General features: G+C 37.7%; 20 protein-coding genes. 9 read left to right on the top strand and 11 right to left on the bottom strand.

Annotated elements, in window-relative coordinates; all coding sequences use genetic code 11:
- Positions 1-84 precede the first annotated feature (84 nt).
- The 3 genes from LS482_RS08880 to LS482_RS08870 are packed head-to-tail and all read left to right on the top strand — an operon-like array spanning position 85 to position 2,064.
- On the top strand, positions 85-1,326 hold the full coding sequence (locus tag LS482_RS08880) for an alpha/beta hydrolase-fold protein (protein WP_233031426.1): 1,242 nt from the start codon (positions 85-87) through the stop codon (positions 1,324-1,326).
- A gap of 60 nt (positions 1,327-1,386) precedes the next feature.
- Positions 1,387-1,851: a DUF423 domain-containing protein gene (locus LS482_RS08875; protein ID WP_233031425.1), complete on the top strand. Its 465-nt coding sequence runs from the start codon at positions 1,387-1,389 to the stop codon at positions 1,849-1,851.
- Positions 1,852-1,875: 24 nt separating this feature from the next.
- Positions 1,876-2,064, top strand: a complete 189-nt coding sequence (locus tag LS482_RS08870) for a hypothetical protein (RefSeq protein ID WP_233031424.1) — start codon at positions 1,876-1,878, stop codon at positions 2,062-2,064.
- A gap of 286 nt (positions 2,065-2,350) precedes the next feature.
- Here the strand turns inward: LS482_RS08870 and LS482_RS08865 are convergent, their stop codons facing one another.
- From LS482_RS08865 to LS482_RS08850, 4 genes are all read right to left on the bottom strand, one after another.
- A complete protein-coding gene (locus LS482_RS08865; RefSeq protein ID WP_233031423.1) occupies positions 2,351-2,752 on the bottom strand; it encodes a VOC family protein in 402 nt (133 codons plus the stop codon).
- 12 nt (positions 2,753-2,764) lie between these two features.
- On the bottom strand, positions 2,765-3,214 hold the full coding sequence (locus LS482_RS08860) for an SRPBCC family protein (RefSeq protein WP_233031422.1): 450 nt from the start codon (positions 3,212-3,214) through the stop codon (positions 2,765-2,767).
- A 197-nt stretch (positions 3,215-3,411) separates the two neighbouring features.
- Positions 3,412-3,786: a DoxX family protein gene (locus LS482_RS08855; protein WP_233031421.1), complete on the bottom strand. Its 375-nt coding sequence runs from the start codon at positions 3,784-3,786 to the stop codon at positions 3,412-3,414.
- A 10-nt stretch (positions 3,787-3,796) separates the two neighbouring features.
- On the bottom strand, positions 3,797-4,222 hold the full coding sequence (locus tag LS482_RS08850; RefSeq protein ID WP_233031420.1) for an SRPBCC family protein: 426 nt from the start codon (positions 4,220-4,222) through the stop codon (positions 3,797-3,799).
- Positions 4,223-4,364: 142 nt separating this feature from the next.
- Here LS482_RS08850 and LS482_RS08845 point away from each other — a divergent pair, with 142 nt between their 5' ends.
- Complete coding sequence (locus LS482_RS08845) at positions 4,365-5,342, top strand: GlxA family transcriptional regulator (protein WP_233031419.1); 978 nt, start codon at positions 4,365-4,367, stop codon at positions 5,340-5,342.
- A gap of 146 nt (positions 5,343-5,488) precedes the next feature.
- Here LS482_RS08845 and LS482_RS08840 read toward each other — a convergent pair whose 3' ends face one another.
- Positions 5,489-5,908, bottom strand: coding sequence for a DoxX family protein (locus LS482_RS08840; protein ID WP_233031418.1), 420 nt, complete (start codon positions 5,906-5,908; stop codon positions 5,489-5,491).
- Positions 5,909-6,063: 155 nt separating this feature from the next.
- Between LS482_RS08840 and LS482_RS08835 the strand changes: the two genes are divergently transcribed.
- The 4 genes from LS482_RS08835 (at position 6,064) to LS482_RS08820 (ending at position 9,370) form a co-directional block, all read left to right on the top strand.
- Entirely contained in the window at positions 6,064-6,429 is a 366-nt protein-coding gene (locus LS482_RS08835; RefSeq protein WP_233031417.1) for a winged helix-turn-helix transcriptional regulator, read from the top strand.
- Positions 6,430-6,998: 569 nt separating this feature from the next.
- Positions 6,999-7,838 (top strand): sigma-70 family RNA polymerase sigma factor, encoded by an 840-nt coding sequence (locus LS482_RS08830; protein WP_233031416.1) that lies wholly within the window; start codon positions 6,999-7,001, stop codon positions 7,836-7,838.
- Between the two features lie 69 nt (positions 7,839-7,907).
- Positions 7,908-8,372: a carboxymuconolactone decarboxylase family protein gene (locus LS482_RS08825; protein WP_233031415.1), complete on the top strand. Its 465-nt coding sequence runs from the start codon at positions 7,908-7,910 to the stop codon at positions 8,370-8,372.
- A 149-nt stretch (positions 8,373-8,521) separates the two neighbouring features.
- Positions 8,522-9,370, top strand: coding sequence for an SDR family oxidoreductase (locus LS482_RS08820; RefSeq protein WP_233031414.1), 849 nt, complete (start codon positions 8,522-8,524; stop codon positions 9,368-9,370).
- A 102-nt stretch (positions 9,371-9,472) separates the two neighbouring features.
- Here the strand turns inward: LS482_RS08820 and LS482_RS08815 are convergent, their stop codons facing one another.
- From LS482_RS08815 to LS482_RS08790, 6 genes are all read right to left on the bottom strand, one after another.
- Positions 9,473-9,811, bottom strand: a complete 339-nt coding sequence (locus LS482_RS08815; protein WP_233031413.1) for a hypothetical protein — start codon at positions 9,809-9,811, stop codon at positions 9,473-9,475.
- A gap of 114 nt (positions 9,812-9,925) precedes the next feature.
- Entirely contained in the window at positions 9,926-10,840 is a 915-nt protein-coding gene (locus LS482_RS08810; protein WP_233031412.1) for a hypothetical protein, read from the bottom strand.
- A gap of 200 nt (positions 10,841-11,040) precedes the next feature.
- Positions 11,041-11,484 carry an FEKKY domain-containing protein gene (locus LS482_RS08805; RefSeq protein ID WP_233031411.1) on the bottom strand — a complete coding sequence of 148 codons (444 nt, stop codon included), beginning with the start codon at positions 11,482-11,484 and terminating at the stop codon, positions 11,041-11,043.
- A 211-nt stretch (positions 11,485-11,695) separates the two neighbouring features.
- A complete protein-coding gene (locus LS482_RS08800; protein ID WP_233031410.1) occupies positions 11,696-12,730 on the bottom strand; it encodes a serine hydrolase domain-containing protein in 1,035 nt (344 codons plus the stop codon).
- Positions 12,731-12,974: 244 nt separating this feature from the next.
- A complete protein-coding gene (locus tag LS482_RS08795) occupies positions 12,975-14,741 on the bottom strand; it encodes a heparin lyase I family protein (RefSeq protein WP_233031409.1) in 1,767 nt (588 codons plus the stop codon).
- Positions 14,742-14,783: 42 nt separating this feature from the next.
- Positions 14,784-15,749: a hypothetical protein gene (locus tag LS482_RS08790; protein WP_233031408.1), complete on the bottom strand. Its 966-nt coding sequence runs from the start codon at positions 15,747-15,749 to the stop codon at positions 14,784-14,786.
- Between the two features lie 885 nt (positions 15,750-16,634).
- On the opposite strand from LS482_RS08790, the gene LS482_RS08785 reads away from it, so the two are divergent.
- Positions 16,635-18,566: a right-handed parallel beta-helix repeat-containing protein gene (locus tag LS482_RS08785; protein ID WP_233031407.1), complete on the top strand. Its 1,932-nt coding sequence runs from the start codon at positions 16,635-16,637 to the stop codon at positions 18,564-18,566.
- The last annotated feature ends 214 nt before the right edge of the window (positions 18,567-18,780 follow it).

Genomic DNA, 18,780 nt, shown 5'->3' with positions numbered 1-18,780 from the left:
GTATATTACCTCTGTGTTTGATGTTCAAGTTCAATAAAGAATATTGCGTATATTTAGGAGCTAGCCCTAATTACGAAAAATAATATGAAAAAAGTCTGTTTCATACTAATCCTTCTTTTCACAATAAATCAGGTTGTATCTCAAAATAGAAACGAAAAAGCATTTGGTAATTCAATAGTTTTTAAATCTGATATTTTACAGGAAGAACGGGAAATCCAGATTTTCTTACCTGCTGACTACACGAAAAATTCAAAAAAATATCCGGTGCTTTATGTAATTGATGCACAACGTTATTTTTTGAATGGCATTGTATTCCAGCAAAATCTTGCCTGGCGGGAAATTGCACCAGAATTCATTGTTGTCGGGATTAACACAGACGCTGTAAAAAGACGCAATCTATTTTATAAAGAGTCGTCTAAATTTATTCGATTCCTGGAAAAAGAACTGATTCCCGACATAAATACCAAATATAGAACACTGGATGAGCGAATTTATTTTGGCTGGGAAATGGCAGCCGGTCTGGGTATTCAGCTATTTGCAAACAAACCTTATCTTTTTAATGGCTTTCTTTTGGCAAGTCCCACACATATTTCCAGAGACCGCTTAGAAATGGTGAGCAAAATGTTGAAACAAAACGCACAAGATGATTTAAAACTATATGCAACATTAGGAACTGTTGAAAATTGGGCAACAGAATCCATGTCTTCTTTAGATTCCATTTTTCAAAAGCATCCGGTAAAAAACATAAAATGGAACTATAATCTTTCAGATAAAGAGAATCATTACACAACGCCATTAACCACTATAAATGAGGGGCTGAAATTATTTTTTAGTGACTATGGTCCAATCCGGTTTTATTCAATTAAAGAGTTTTTGGATTTCGGAGGTATTGAAAGTCTTAAAAAACATTATCAAACCAGGGGCAAAAAATATCATATTTCAGAAGATATTCACTCTGACACAAAACACTACCTTTTATTGCAAGCTCATAAAGAAAATAATTTTAAAATTTTTGAGGAGTTAATGCCTGAAATCGACGGCAAAACTTTTATTAAGAATTACTATAGACAAGCCAGATGGTTCAGGAGATTTTCCGGTTTTTACCTTGACAATAACAGGTTAGCTGATGCTCTTGAGATTTTAGAATCAGGACTTCATAAATTTCCGAATGCTTCAATGTTACATTTTGCAAAAGGAAATTATTATAAGATAAAAGGAAATTTTAAAGAATCGAGAAAATGGTATAAAAAAGCGATTCAAATCGCAAGAATGAATAATGAACCTGAACTGGAAAAGTATACTACTGAAATGAAAAAACAGAACTAGTGCTCACAAAGTTTATAATTCATACACAAACCGTTGGCAAACATTTTAAATAATAATACTATGAAAAAATGGAATTTCCAGGCAAAAAGTAGTCCTAAAGAGATTTTCGAAAAACTGGAATCCTCACTTGGACGTGCTCACATATTTGCACTTAATAAGAATAGTAAAAATTCAATGAAATTTAGAATACGGAAACGGTTTCTGGTTGGATTGGATGCCCTCAATGCGCAAAATAAAGTTATTTTAAATGGAGAAATATTTCAAGTAGATACTGAAAATGGCTCAAATGTAGAAATTTCTTTTACTAAACACCCTATTTTGAAATGGGTAGTTTATTTACATATTATCTTCATATTAGGTCTTTTAGCTGCACTAATCTTCAAATCAAGTAGTAATATGTCTATATTCATATTTGGAGGAATATTGTTAGCGGTAGGAACTTTAATATGGCTTCACGTAGAGAAGGAATTTGATAAGAATGTTCAGGAATATAAGGCATTGATTTCTGAAATAGTTAGAGATTAAAAAAGGAAAAACGTTTGGTGATAATTGGCTGTAATTCAGATTTTCCGGGCGAACAAACTTGAAAAAACGATCTTTAAAACGGCAGGATTTTGCAGTTGGAAAATCCTGGCGGGTTACCACTACGATTGTCAAAGTGCCGTAAGAGAGGCCCGGAAACATGACAACCAGGTAAACGGGTGCTATCATTGCTCCGAAGCCTGCCATACCGGGTGATATAGCCTGCATTTTTCCCGGGTTGCAGATATGCTATTAAGGATATGCGATGAGGAGGCAAAGCGTACTGCCTTGGCACAACCTTTTTTCGTGCGTTACACCTGTACTGAGTTTATCGAAGTAAACGCATTATACAATGGGCCTTCGTTTCCGCCGGGCTCAAGCGGGCCTGCAACACTTCGTAGAGCGGGGATATAACCGACAAAGACACTTTGGTCGAAGCACCCTTACGGTATCACAAAAGCCGCTCTTTAGGGTCGCCTTTCATGGCGTACCTATGCTGTCCCTAAACGCTCAGCACCCACTTCACATCAAAAGCATCGGTTACCTCAACCAGTTTTTGGTCATCGTCATTATTGACAAAAGGAACCTGCGTATTAAATTTTAGTTTTTCAATAAGCGCTTTTCTATCATATGTATTTCTGCAGTGTAGAAAAATAGACATATAATTCCCAAGTGTTCTTCCTTCGTCGTGTACCAGGTCCGAACCGTGAATGACTATCCTGTCGGAAACCAACGACCCGCTTACGACAGGCATTTCGGCATACCCTTGCAATTCCCTTCCAAAAGTCTCGAATTGCAGGGTACCGCCAAAACAGGTCTGGTAATGGGTGAGTGCCTTTTTGCAGTTCCCGGAGAACGTTATAAAAACCGCACTCACCAATTTACCGTTATCAGAGTCAGTCATAATCAGATTAAATTAAGCATCAGGTATTTCGGGCTCTACAAGTTTTATTAATTTCTCCAGCGATTCCTGCCAGCCCAAATAACATATTTCTTCCGGTATTGCCGCGGGGATTCCTTCCTGGACCACATGAAGTTCAGTGCCGCACGAAACCTTGTTCAGTTGTATGGTTGTGGTTGTTTCTCCGGGCAAATCGGGATCGTCAAACCTATCGGTATATTTAATAAATTCATTCGGTTTTATTTCAAGATACGTTCCGCCAAAAGAATGGCTGTTCCCTGTACTGAAATTAATAAAGGTCATTTTAAACGTACCACCTGCTTTAAAATCCATTTGCTGAACAGTGCATACAAATCCATAAGGCGGCAACCAACCTGAGTGTGCTACCGGGTCTGCAAATGCCCGGAATACTTTTTCCGGATCTGCCTTGATGACCCGGTGTAATGAAACAGAATTACTTTCCATGGTATTAAAATTTAATGGTGATTAATTCATTCTTATGTATGGCTACCCTTCGCCATTTCCTCGTTTTCCTTTTTCCTGAAGGTGATGATTTTCTTTGATCAGCTTTTCCGGTAGTGGTTTATCGGTTGGTTTGCATCCGCGCCGGGGATTCACCGCTAAATACCTAGTGATACTGATCAATGCTTTGATAATTCGTCTTAGCCATGAGTCCGGATCTTATGGTTATAGATGTAGGAAACGGCAAGAATACCCAACACTACCAGTGGCATCAGCATAAACCCGACGTTCTTATCGACACATGCATGACTGATGAATGCAAAGATCAGACTAAACGTCAGCCCTGCATACGCCCATTCCTTTAGCCTGCCCGGTATATTGGGGTAAGCAATCGCAAAAACGCCGAGTACTTTACAGATAATAAGCGCGTAGGCAAAGTAATCGGGATAGCCCAAAGGTGCTGTGCCTGCATTCACATACTCCGGTGCAAACAGCACGGTGCCGAGCGGCATTACTCCTTCCCAAAGTATGATGATGGCAGTTGCTACCCAAAAGATTATTTTATACTTCTTCATCTTTATTCATTTACGGATGCGTCGATTCAACATATGCTACAAAATTGTTCAGGATAGCCTGCCATCCTTGTTTCTGAAACTCCGGATCATTTTCTGTCTCCGCATCAAATGTGGTTGTTATGCTGGTCTTGCCATTTTGCTCGGCAAACAAGGTGGTGGCCTTTCTTCCGTCACCCATGGTATAGCTGATTTCCTTATGCAGTTCTACCGTATCATAAATGCCTTCAAAATCAAAACCGAAGCTGCCGTCTTTGGCTTCCATTCTATTCTTAAACGTACCGCCAACCCGCAGGTCGTTTTCACTGCTTGGCGTATGCCAGCTTGGGTCGGGCGTGTTCCATTGCATGATGTCGCCCGGTGTATTCCATACCTTCCAGACTTTTGCTACGGGAGCATTTGCTGTTGCTTCTACCGTAATTCTTGTTACTTGTTCCATTGTGATTAATTTTTGTTTGTTAAATTTTATAATTCAAAGTTACAATGAGGTATGAAATCACGGCTGTTGTGAAAATGACAGTTTTAGGGGGGGATTATGACAAAACTATTTTTTATCTTGCGGTTTAACAGTAATAGTAGGCATGCAGATTTCTGTCTTTGTACCCGAGTATGGCGTTATTGAAGCCGTTACACCGCCATTCAGAACCTTCCATACCGCTAATGAGTTTTTAACCACATTTGGCAAAAAGCCCGTTTTCGAGGTCGAGTATGTGGGGCTAAGAGCGTATGTACCCGCTAACAATGGCGAATACATGATAAAAACCGACAGGTTGCTCAAAGATGTGACCGAAACCGACCTGCTTATCATCCCCCCTGTATTTGGCGATACGGCCAAAGGGATTCGGGCCAATGCAGAAGCGATACCTTATTTTAAGAAATTACACGAAAAAGGTTCCCGTCTTGCCAGTTTGTGCATCGGCGCTTTTCTTTTAGCCGAAACAGGTTTGCTCAATGGCAAAAAATGCTCTACACACTGGGCTTATATCAGTGAGTTTAAAGAAAGATTCCCGGAGGTGGAGGTCGAAGATGGTGCAATAATAACCGAACACGATAATATTTACAGTAGTGGCGGAGCAAGTAGTTTATGGAATTTACTGTTATACCTGGTTGAAAAGTTTTCCGACAGGGAAACGGCAGTCATGATCTCAAAATATTTTGCATTGGATATGGGGAGAGACAGCCAATCTCAGTTCGCAATATTCAAAGGTCAACGGAATCACAATGATGATGATATCCAGAAAGTACAGGATTATATCGAAAAACACTATTGCGATAAAATAAAGATAGAAACTTTAGCCAATTTGATCAATTCGGGCCGCAGAACATTTGAAAGAAGATTTAAGGAGGCGACCAACAATACAGCCATCGAATATATACAACGGGTAAGAATAGAAGCTGCCAAAACATTCTTTGAAGCATCGAGAAAGAATGTAACGGAGATCATGTTTGATGTAGGTTATACCGATACGAAAGCTTTTAGGGATATCTTTAAAAAGATCACAGGGCTTACTCCGATTGAGTACAGAAATAAGTTTGCCAAGGTGGCCCATGAGGTGTAACTGTTTACCGTCTGAAAACCGGCAGAAATCTCTTTTTAGTAAGCGGTATTTTCAACCTCCCGCAGCATGACGAAGAGCCTGCAACACTTCGGAGAGCAGGAGGCTGAATATATCGAACTCTGTTTGGGATGTGCCGAAACACTGGCTCAAACCTTACCTCTCTTTTCGCCTGATGCTCCTTTATCAGACGTATTGATCAGCAATTGTTTTGACATAAAATAGGATATCACAATTAAAATTAAAGCAATAACCGCAAACCATTGTCCGTTATCGTGAATCATAAGGTGAGCAAAAGCAGCCAGAATACAGTTATAAAAGAAGCCTGCGTATGCCAGGCCATAAAGTAGATTGTGCTTTCTGCTCCAGATCACAACGAGCCCAAGAATTTTAATTGCTGCCAAAGGGTAAATAATATATGTAGGATAGCCCATTTTAATAAAACCTTCCCGGATAAAATCGTTGTTAAACAAATAATTCCCTACGGAGAACGCTATGATCAAGGTAAACAATAGGGTAGATATATAATACGACCATTTCAAAAGGCCTGGACTGTTTTTTTTCTGCATTGTTCCTGTTTTTTGGTTTTACTGATCTGATAATTAAAATATGATAAACATGTTTTTCGGGTATATAAGTCACTAGTGCTCATGCAATATTAAGTATATTTGATTACTAATAATTAGTACTATACTTTTAGTAAGCACTATACAAAAGGTAAGTAATGAGCAGAAGAGGGGATAACAACAAATGTGATAACAAAGATCTATTGGCTGTTCGGGATGCATTGGAAGTGTTGAATGGAAAATGGAAATTACAGATTTTGATTGCCATTTTAAATGGAACAAAAAGATTTAAGGAAATAGCCAAAGAGGTAGCTGGTATTAGTGACAGAATGTTGTCAAAGGAACTTAAAGAGCTCGAAATGAACGAACTCGTAAGACGTAAAGTTATTGACGCATTTCCTCCCATTGTGGAGTACAGTGCTACGCCACATACAAAATCTCTTCATCCGGTAGTCGATGCACTCAAGACATGGGGATATCTTCACCGCAAAAAGATTATAGGAGCGCAGTCGAGAGGTTTTTGATCGAATGCTCCCTAAAAGAGATCTCGACTTCAGCCTGATCCAGACTTTGTAGAGCAGGAGTTGCTTGGCCAATACAGCGAGAAGCTCCGGAAATAAATCTATTGAGTTATACTTTTAATTTCTATATAATGCTCTGTGTAACTTTGTGCCTGCTTCGTGAGCCTTTGTGGTAAAATAAAACCCATGACTTGGAAAACCACAAAGCAGTGTCCTGAGCACTTGCCGAAGTAAGAACTTGTTGTATTGGCTTGTCATTGACGTGTAAATGGCTGCGAAGCCGGAGACATTCGCAGCGCTTGCAATACTTCAAAGAGCAGGGTGTGCCTTAATCAAAATGTTGTCCGAATTTACCATTTGGGTGAAAACAAATGATCGATCTTTAAGCATTGGCCTTGGGTAAGTATCATATCTCAAAAATAATATCCATTGTGTTAACAGACCCTAATAAAAAGCATCTATAGAAGGTGTTTTTTAGTAACTTTGTTGCATAAGCAAAAAATACCCGCGCATTTTCTCGTTAATGACGTTCACACAAAACTGTTAGCAGTATCATTCATAAAAGTCACTTAATGGGCATTTCAAAAGATTATCAAACAACCTTATTTCCCTACGCCTATAACATTCTTGGCAGTATAGATGATGCGAATGATGTTATACAGGACGTAATGGCAAACTATATTGAACATAACAGGGATACTGTTAAAAACGAATCGGCATATTTAATCAAAAGCGTCATCAACAAATCTATCAACTTAAAAAAAGGAGCAAAAAAAATGGCCGGTCAAACCACGTGGCTACCTGAGCCCATAGCCACTGAAAAAGCAGACCAAAAAATCAACAGTCAGGAGGTTGCATCCTATGCTATATTGGTCTTGTTGGAATATTTGAACCCAAAGGAGCGTGCCGTTTTTATTTTAAAGGAGGCTTTTAACTATTCCCATCAAGAGATTGCCGAAGTATTTTCCTTTTCTGTTGATAATTCCAGGCAACTGTTGAGCCGTGCAAAAAAAGCCTTAAACGAACAAGGCTCCGATTTCAATTCGGGAAGTATCTCCTCTAATGATTTCCTACAGGAATACGTTGACCTTATCAGAAAGGGAGAAGTCAGAATACTGGAAGAAAAGCTATCTGAACACATCACCTACCAGGCTGACGGAGGAGGTAAGGTTAAGGTATTGAGGGAATTCACTTCAGGCATCAAAGCAGTTTCGCGTTCCGCCATCAAAGTGTATAATCTGTTTCTAAAGAAATGTCGGATCGAATTCAAACAGCTCAACCATACTCCGGCCCTGCTATTTTACAAGGGCGATAAATTGATCGTCTGCCAGATATTTAATATAAACACAGGCACCGGTAAGATCAACAACATATACTCCGTTGTTGACCCTCAAAAATTAAAAAGGTTATAAAACTGTTTTTTGTCACGTTTCATCACCCTTGTTTGTCTTATAAGCAGAAACCTTTAATAAACAAGAAAAATGAAACAACGATTAGAAAATTTCAGTGAACAAGGAAATACCGTGTTGAAAGCTATGCATGGCGTTTCAAAACATCTGAACAATTCCACTATTGACAAACAACTTTTAGAACTCCTTAGATTCAGGGTGTCGCAAATAAATGGTTGTGCGTTTTGTTTGGATATGCACTCCAAAGAGCTGTTGGCCAAAGGGGAATCTGCACAACGATTGTTTGTGTTGGATGCGTGGAAACATGCGCCGTTTTTTTCGGAGAAGGAACAGGCGGCATTAAGTTGGGCAGAAGCGGTAACCAGATTAAACGATGGTCAGGTTCCCGATGATGTCTATAAAGAGGCTGCCAGGCATTTTACAGAAGACGAACTGGTCGATTTGACCTTGGCGGTTACTTCGATTAATACCTTTAACCGTTTCAATATTGCTTTTGAAACTCCGGCAGGTACCTATGAAGTAGGTCAATTTAGTTGAGATCTTCCAAAAAGATTGTAAAAACAGATAAAAAATGCCCTATTTTATTTAAAGGTAAGGTGTTTTTTATCTGCTTATATTTATCAACAACAGCGGGTATAATGTCATTCCATCTGAATTAACAACGTATTTTGAAAAAACATAAGAATATGAAAATACTAATGATCGGGGCCACCGGAAATTTTGCAAAACATATAATACCTGCACTCAAGGAAAAAAATATTAAGATAAAAGCCCTTGTAAGAAATGATAAAAAAGGGGAAAACGCATTAGAAAACGGAGCTGATGAAACCGTAGTTGGTGATTTGAACAATATAGACAGTCTAAGGAATGCAGTTAAAGATATAAATGGTGTTTTTTACCTAAATCCCGTTTTTGTGGAAAATGAAGTTGAAATGGGATTAAATATGGTTAAAGCCGCCAGGGAAGCAGAAATCGAAAAATTCGTTTTTTCCAGCGTCTATCACCCATCATTATCTTTAGGAAATCATGCGGCCAAACGCCCTGTAGAGGAAGCACTTTACGAATCAAATATCAAATTTGTTATCCTCCAACCGGCAATATTTATGCAAACAATCGGCGAGAACTGGACTGTTATCAAACAAACAAAAAAAGTTGCTTTACCTTATTCTAAATGGTCCAGGATGAGTTATGTAGATTACCGGGATGTAGCAGATGTCGTAGCTATTGCTTTTATTGACAATAAATTAGATCATGGCACTTTTGAACTTTCTTCCGACGGAATGTATGATCGTAATGAATTGGCGGATATTATTGGAAAAACCTTAAAAATTAAAGTTGAGGCCAAAGAAATTAGTTTTGAAGATTTCGCAAAAAAAACAGAAATGCCAGAAGGATTTGCTAAAAACGAATTAAAGACGATGTTCGAACATTATGATCAGTTTGGGTTTCACGGTGGTAACTCTTTAATATTGGAAACTATAATAGGTAGAAGACCAAGAACATTAACAGCATACTTTAATAGCCTTGAAAGATAGGGAATCAAACGCCAGTGACTAACAACAGGTATAATATTTATAATAATTTTCAGGATTATTTCATGGCAACGGTGACAGGATCTTTATTGCCAAGCAATTCTTTTAGAAGGCCAAAACATCGGCCATTTTAAAAAACACAGCATCAGAAATGTAATTCCGGTACCGGTGTATATGGTGCCCCGGTGTGTCAAAAGTGGGTGCTGTATGTCCGATAATATCCCCTTTTTTAAAATTCCTGAATTTTGGAAAATTGTCAATCAGTCCGATTCCTTTATAAAGCCCGTAAGTCATAAACAGGAAAAGCGTGGTTGCAATGATCCCTAATGACAAATACAGGTTTGAAGTCAAACTCCGGTTGTAATTTATTCCGGTTAAATAAACGGTCAGTATGGTAATTCCGATGACGATCAAAGAAACTACAAAAACTGATTTTCCCTTCAAATATGTCTGTTTAGCTTTCAGTTGTGTGTGTTTTTGTTGGTTGGTAAGCGTTAAAAATGATTTTATATGTTAGATTCCCGTTTCCGCAGTGCTCAAACGAGGACCATTTGGTTGCTAATTGATGTTTTTATTCTCAAGAAGTTCTTTTTTTAGCTGAATAAAATCTCCCCAATAAATGCTTCCTATCCAATAAGTACTTCCATCTTCTCTAACCTTTTCATATCCCCTCCAAAAAAACAGATATTTTCCATCGGGTGTCACGTGTGCACCATTTTCCTGGAGTGCTGTATTTATCTTATTTCCCATGTTAATTGCTGTTCCCCATGAACCATCTTTCTGGCGAAAACTAATATACAAGTCGTTATCACCATATCCATCTTCTTTCTGAGCATCCCACATTAAATAAGATTCATCCGGGGCAATGAAGGGGTGGGCGATCCATTTCCCTGTGTTAATCTCCTTACTCACTTTTTGTGGCTCTTCATGTTTGCCGTTTATTAATCGTGAATAGCGAATAGTGCCTATCTTACTTGCCTCATCAAAATAGTATGTTCCTTTAGATGAAACCGAGAGCCCCATAATGCGGAAGTCTTTGAAAGGTGCTCCAAGGTTTTTTATATCTGACCAACCAGTGTCGGTTCGTTCCCGATATGTATTTCCACGGTACATAATATTACCATCCTTAGAAAAGAATGGGTGTATTATATCGGTCACAGTTTCGTTTCCCCAACTATGATTTTCATATCGAATAACAAGCGGTGTGCGTTTTTCATATTTTCCACCTTGCCTAACGAAATAGAACTCCTTCATATCTGGTGAAAACGTACCGCCAGCTTCAAAATACGCTTCTGTCGAAATAATGCCCGGGGCAAAAACTTCGGGAATTAAACCTGGTGGCTTTTGGCCTAAATAAGGGCTTTCTATAACCTGTGAATCACTGTTTTTTGTGCTTTGTTTTTTGGTATTGCACGCATTTAAAAATAGGGCCAATACAAGTATTGCAACTATAAAGTTGTTATTTCTCATCATTTTGTTAAATGTTTGGTAACGGTTTGCAAACTATGCACAGCCTCCTTTGTCTCTGTAGTTCTTGGGAACGCGATACAATCGCGCACGGGGGGTCCGTTTTTAGTTTATAATTCTTCTTGTTCATTATTCCGGTTTACAAATGGTCTGTAGCTATATGTCCGGGAAGGCTTTGCTGCCCGAATTGCTTCGATAGGGCTATATCATCCCTTCCTTTTCCAGGCTTTTAAACCTATAACATCATCCCGGATTTCTCTCATCCATTGCTTGCCAAACTTGTCGGCCAGAAAATCAAAAACGGTTTCGTTATAGGCGGTTAAAACTTTATCCTCCGGGCCGGTACAGCCGTATTCATAAAAAAACACGCCGTATTTCTTTTCAAATTCAGGGCCGGTTTCTACGATTACCGGGGCAATGCCTCCCATAAGCAACAAGAATGGGGTTCCGTTTTTTATATCGGATTCCGCCAGTTGCCTGGCTTTGTTTTCATCCGATACAAATGTCAACGACGATGGCCCGGCATTATGGCGTTGCTCCACCGCTTGTTCTTCTGGTTTTTCTAATACGGTTTGGCTGTTATTTCCATGCGTTTGCCCAAAAGTAGCCAACGCTAAAAAGTACAGGAATACAGGAACGCTATTTTTCATTTAACATATTGCTTGGTACCCTAAATATACACAATCCCTCCTTTCCGTGCTATACATTCACTTATATGCCCTGGGTAGGGTATGGCAAATACCAAAATTTAATTCCTGCACCGGATACCAAAAAAGGAAGTGAATAAAACTGCGAATAGTAGATTTTTCATTGATGTTTTTTCGATGTTGTGCTCAAACAAGGACCAGTTGGGGGAGCCGTTTACTCGACTGGCCGTTCGTTTTTTATTAAATCCATTAAATCTGTATGTGTTTTAAAAGTTACTTTAAAATCATTCAAATTTACTCCAATGTTTTCCAAAATAATTAAATTAATTCCAGATTGAGGATAAAAATAATTTGCCGTAGGAAAACCTGGCACATAGCCAAATGCCCCTATCTGAACATTTTGTTCTCCGTCCTTAAAGAGTAATCCATAGCCATATTCTATTTTATCAAATATCGGATGGACCCTCGTTGCATATGGAGTCCTCATTAGATCTAAAGTGCTTGTTTTAACCAATCTTCCCGAATGCAACAGTTTATTCCATTTTAGCAAATCCTCCACATTTGATATAAATCCTCCTGCTGCTATATATTTTACGGGATTACCTTCGGCAATCAGTAGCTTTCCTGCTTCGTTTTCTTCATATCCTTTTACTAAATCCGAATAATTTTTAGTGCCCGGATGATAGGTATTGATCAGGTTGTATGCTGTAAAAAATTCTGTTGTTATTTCTTCAAATGATTTTTCTTTTATTTTTTCGAGTATTTGAGCCAGTAATCCAAATCCTATTTGAGAGTATTGAAATTGTGTTCCAGGCTCAAACTCCAATGGCTTATTAATAGCAACAATGCCATGTGTATGCGTTAATAAATGGTGTATAGTTACTTCATCTGCCCACGGTTGATTTATTTCAGGCAGGTATTTGTTTAGTTTATCTGTTAAATTAAGAGTACCATTTTCGTATTCTCGAAGAACTAATACGGCTGTAATTTGCTTGCTTATAGAACCAATATAAAATTGGTCAGTAATATTTAGTTCGATTTTATTTTCCAGGTCAGAATATCCAAACGCTTTTTCATATTGTAAGACGGAATCTTTTGCCAACAGAATTACACCATTGAAGTTATTAACTTCGGCTATTGAATCTATTTTAGATGATATAGGGTTAATATTTTGACTTTCCGGTGTTTTTACAATTTTGCAAGAAATGGTTAGAAGTAGTATTGCAAGTCCTAAAATATTTAATTTCATTCGATTTATTCAGTTTTCTTAATAATGCCCAACACATAAATATACACAATCCCGCTTTCCCGTGCTATGCATTCACTTATATTCCCCGGGTAGGGTATGGCAAATACCAAAATTAAATTCCTGCCCGGATAGGAGTTAGGACCGGCTTTTTATTCGCGGAGCGCGTCTAATTTTTCGTAATCCGCGTCAATTTTTCTTTAACTGCTAAAGTAACTGTTTTTTAAAACCCTTGTAGGCTCGTTTATCATTGTCTTTTGATGATTTTAACTACCTTTTTACTGAAACCTGCGGCGTCGTAGGTATATAAAACATAGATCCCATCGGGGAGGTGTCTGAGATCTATATTGTTTTTATCTGTTTCCTTATCTAGAATTAACTGCCCTTTAGCATCAAAAATTTTATACTTTTTCAGATTTGTAATTCCTTTAATATTTATTTCATGTGTAAAGGGGTTTGGATATACAATAAACGCATTTTCTTCTTTTATATTCCGATTTCTACTATTTTCTAAATCAACAATTAACTCTGATGATAGAGATGGAAGTGTAATAGAACAACTTTCCCCATAAGTGCTACTTTCTGCTCCAGCAGCCCTAATTCTCACATTATAGGTTTTGCCGGGGACGAGAAAGTTAATATAATTTAAATTTAATGTTGTAGAATTCCCCATTCCTGCATAATTTACAATACCTGAAGTTTCGAATCGAGCAATATATTCGGTAGCGCCGGGGATTTTATATACTTCTAAAACCTGATGATCTGCAGAAACTGTAATGTCACAATATTCTTTTTTCAATTTGGTAGAGGAAGGAATGGTGATTGAGCAACTTTTTCCATATCTACTGTTTTTAACTCCGACCGCTCTGATACTTACATTATAAGTTCTTCCACCGATCAGAAAGTCAACATAATCTAGATTAAGAGTTGTGGAATTCCCCATTCCAGCATATTCGAAAATTCCATCATGTTCAAATTGGGCTATGTATTCCGTAGCACCCGGTATCGGGTATATTTTCAAAATACGATTATCCAGCGGAATACTATTGGCGCAATATTCCTTCCTAATCCTGGTAGAATTATCAGGAAATATTTCCGTGATTTTTAAATCATCAAAATAAATAGAATTAGTACCAAATTGGTTAGCTCTGTATTGTCCGAATTTTATATTGTGGTTGCTTATTGAGCTATTTTCTTTGTGAATATTCCGGAAGTGAAATTGACTGGGAGAAATTTCGTTATCTTCAGATAAGTTACAGAAATAATTGTGAACATCATCATTATTTCCATAGACATATCTGTGAGAAACTACAGGTTTATTATTGATCCATATATTCAGATATCCGTAATTATCGGGATTGGAAATAGAATCTCGGTTGGACCAATGAATTTTTAATACAAGTTCGTTCCATTCCCCTTTGGTAATTCCATCTTCTATATGAATACGAGAATGTTTCTTCTCTTTCGGATCATAAAGCAGGAAAAGTAATTTTCGGGACAAACTTACAGAAGAGGGGTTGTCAACATATTCTATAGATAATATTTTATTAGTCTCCCAAAATTGTCCTATTATATTCCAGCCATCAGAATGATCTTCAAATTCTTCATTGGATGGAACAAAAAAACGCCAACTGTAAAAAAAAGTATCTCCTTTTTCAGCTTTAGACCTTATACTGAATTCTGCTCTGGATTTTGGACTTACTGCATTATGCGGATGATCTTCTCGATGTATTGTTAATCTCAAACTCTTATTACCAGATTGATGATTGGGACTTAATTCCCAGCTGTAACCCTCACCATCTGTTATAACCTGCTGCTGTGTAATTGGGTAAACAGAACCATTGGGATACCTTGGACCGGCAATATCCATATAGATATTACTGTCCGTGTAAAAAGAATTATTCTCAAAACCTTGATGATAGGGGATTGCGACCTGAGATATGACATTGGTCCCTGTAAGGAATATAATAAAAAACGATAGCTTATGAAACATCTTATTTTTCGTAGTGTTCATTTTTCAGTCATATGAAAGCAAGGGTATGTGTAGGGGGTTATCTTATTTATCCGATATTTTCCCCTGCAATTGAACAGGCTGCACCCCCGCAATTTTATCTTTCTCATCAAAAATTACCCTTATCAGTGCACCGGGTGGGGTTGAGGTGTCATCGGCGTGTTTATACTGAAGCAGTGTGTAGGTGCTTCCATTCGGTGCCAGTTGCACGCCGCTATACATCAATTCCGTTTCTTTTTCCAGGTTAAAATTATCGGTGATGCTATACAATTGCGCATCGGTGACCTGTTGCACAATTAAACCGGACAGATATACTTTAGATTGCTCCATGTTTTTAGCCTGTAAGGCATGGAAGAAATCTTTTGCAATACGGTCTAAAGTAGTTACCCTGGTACTGTCTAATTTCGGGATTTCCTTTTTGTCTTTTTTGATCTTGCGTATATAAAGCCGGATACGATGCGTAGGGTTGGTGGTGACCATACCTTTTTTCCGGTAAAAATTAGAAATGGCCGTGTACATTTCAATTTCCGTACTATCATTGGGCCGCCAGGTATTTTTCTTTTTCAGTCCGCCATCCGTTTCAGCTTTGCTTAGATCAGAGAGGTCGCCTTCAGTTTCGGATGCCCCGTATAAACCCGTGATCTCCTTTTCCAGGGCACGGTATTTTTTGATTAAAGCCTTTTGAAACTTTTTGTTTTTACGGTTATTCTCTTTTTTCTCAAAGTTGTACACATCCCATTCATACCGAACAGACGACATGCTGCTGTCCTTTTCCTTAAAAAAATAGTACACGATTAAGTCGGGGAGCTCATTTTCCTTTCGTTGGAATTTAATAGGCTGGGCATCTCCGCTAAAGGAAACATGGTTTGATGTGGTGGGTATGCGTTCACTTCCCAGTTTTTCTTCCATCCGCAGATAGTCCCGGAGCGAAGTATGGTAGATGTCAAAATTAAATTCCTGCCCGGATACGGAAGCGGAGAGGAATAAAACGGCGAATAATAGATTTTTCATGGATTTTTTTCGGTATTATACTTAAACGAGGAGCAGTTGGTACACTTAGTTATTGTACAACGCATTTTTTATCCGGGATTATGAATTCTTCCTTTCAGTTTACTTCTGTTAAATGAATTCACCCTCATTCGGTCTTGTTTTTTTATAATTCCGTAAACTATTACGGGTATGAGCAAAAATCCGCCAACAATATAAATCACATAATGATTCCTGCTTCCGGTAAATATCGGGTTCACGAAGAAGAATATTAACGGTGTTCCGATTAAAAAAATCAGTCCCGCTCCTATTTGAGCAATTTTTGATGCTTTCGTAAATAATTCATCAACATGAAATTCCGTTGTTGTTCCGCAATTCTTACAATTCAGCGCTTTTTTTTCCGTCTTGCATTGCAAATTCAACTCTTGTATGCGTACTTGTAAAATATCCGATTTCAGTTTTGCAATTTTTACATTTTCCGTAAACTTTCATTTGTTTTTGCCGTCCGTTTTATGTGTTGTTCAACACATAAATATACACAATCCCTCTTTTTCGTGCTATACATTCACTTATATGCCCCGGGTAGGGCATGGCAAATACCAAAATTAAATCCCTGCCCGGATACCAAAAAGGAAGGGAATAAAACTGCGGATAGTAGATTTTTCATGGATGTTTTTTCGATATTGAGTTCAAACGAGGACCAGTTGGGGTTATGATATAAATGAAAAATTATTGAATTTAGCAGTGTCTTAGATTGGGTAAGGCTACACTTTTTCTTCCTCTCTGTAAAAGCTAACGTTCCATTTCGGGACTTTATCCATAAGAACTACAAATTTCGTGTTGTTTTTAAATTAACACACATAGTTTTCAATATATAAAGAAAAAGAAGTATTTTAAAAATAAAAAGGAATGATGAAAAAGTTTATCCAATGTTTTATACTTATTGTTGTGCAAATCTCTTTTGCCCAGGAAAACGAAGCCTTTTTAACCAATGGTAGCACAGAAAACGACCTGCAAAGTGCCTTGGGGAATCCTTTAATAGGAACCATTACTTTTAAAACTAATATATCCGTTACAAAAGCAATAGTATTTCCTTCCGATAAGGTCTTAAAGTTTTTTAAAGGTAATAAGCTCATTATAGAAGAATCGGGAGATTTATTTTTTGAGGGGACATTTATCGATGCAGGGAAATTTCAAATTATAAAGGGAAACAATTTTTCAGGGAAATTGAGAAACGATATAACTTATCCCGAATGGTTTGGTAGCAATATTAACGATGATGAGGATGATTCGCATGCAATTCAGAAAGCCATAAACCTTACTAATAATACTGTTAGTATGACTTATGGCGAATATATTTTAAAGAAAGCATTGGATGTCGAGAACTGTAATATAGCTTTGAATAAAGCGATATTAACATTCCAATTTGAAGGAAGGGATGAGTGTTTGAGAATGAAAAATAATTCATCCGTAGAGAATGGCACCATTGAATACTCGGGTGGCCAATCGAGTAGTTACGCAGGAAATTATCAATGTCCGATAGTTGTTGGAAACTATCCGAAAGGGGGAGGTTATCACAATGTTATGCTGAAAAATCTTACCGTTGTCACTAATAGAAAAAGCGGTAACGGGATATTTATTACTGGAGATAGTAACGAGATCACAATACAAAATATTTTCTTTCCGGATAGTGAATTTTTGGGGAGAGGTATATTGATTCATTGGGGAGGCTCGGATTCTGTAAGTACGGACAACCCGAAGACTTATCATCCGCATAACATTACAATAGATAATATCAAGTTTGGAGTTATGACGCTTGACAAAGATGTTTCTAACGAAAATAAAATTAAAGATGCGGCTGGGATATTTATATCGGGAGCTTATAATGTTAAGGTATCCAATGTACAAATAGAGGAAACTCATTGGCATGATGGTATGATTAATGTGTTTGCCGGCGATTATGGCAATTTATATGTTGCAGAAAGTGACATTATGAATTTCATTAATAAAGGAATTTATTTTGAAAACTGTAGTATAAAAAGAGCTTACGGGCGTGTTGTAAAAATTGATTGTATGCCTAGCAAGGTAGAAGGAGGGGATTTATTAACCGGTCCAACCTTGGTTAATGTTATGGGAAAGGCCTCGGAAGGCAATGAAAAAGAAGGAATAATTGTAGCCAATAACACAAATACTGTAATCAATAATTGTAAAATGGATGGTTTTACTTATGGTATTAATACGGGCAAAAATGTTTCTGGTTTAATAATCGATAACGGACTTTATATCAATAGTTCTGCTCATGGGATAAAAATTGATAACAGCATTCCTCCTGCGGATTGTGTTATTCAAAATGTAAAAATATATCATAATGGAAAAAAAGGAGATAGGTTTTCCGGTATCTATATTGGCAATAGTGAGAATAGTAGAATATTAAATAATGTAATAGGAAAAGAGGGTGAAACACAATTGTGGGGGATTCGAATAAATGAAAATGCAAGGGGTACTATTATAGAAGGAAATAGTGTGAAGTATTCGAGACATTCAGCTTATTCCATAGGAAATCAACATTCTTATGGAGTGGTTTTTCGATTTAAAGGAAACATGGCGTCCGGGCAAGCAGGTCTTTTTCAGACAGGAATGTCGCCTATGATTATAGATACACGTATAGTTCCTAATACAAACCAATTAGTGCGGGAGTTTATTGGGGGGAGTAAGCCCTCTACCGGTGTATGGAACAAAGGAGACAGAATATATAATGATTTGACAGATTCGACATCTTTTAATGGTTATTTATGTATCAAGAGCGGCACAGGGACGAATGCACAATGGGTAGTATTCTGATAATTTAGGAGAAAAATGAGGAATACCCGAATCTAAAGGTTAATATGGAGAAAATGTTGAGTTTATAGCAGAAGGCTGTTTTATTTGGCTACTGATTCCAAGTTGAGAGAATAGGGGTGTTGTGAATTTATGAGTGTCTGCTAATTCTGATAAGTTGTAATAGGGGATGCCTTGGCTTGTCATTGACGTGTAATAGGCTGCGAAGTCGGAGACA

The organism is Sinomicrobium kalidii (assembly GCF_021183825.1).
GTDB classification, from domain to species: Bacteria; Bacteroidota; Bacteroidia; order Flavobacteriales; family Flavobacteriaceae; genus Sinomicrobium; species Sinomicrobium kalidii.
Note: the sequence above shows the minus strand (reverse complement) of the source record. Positions and strands in the feature narration are given on the sequence as shown.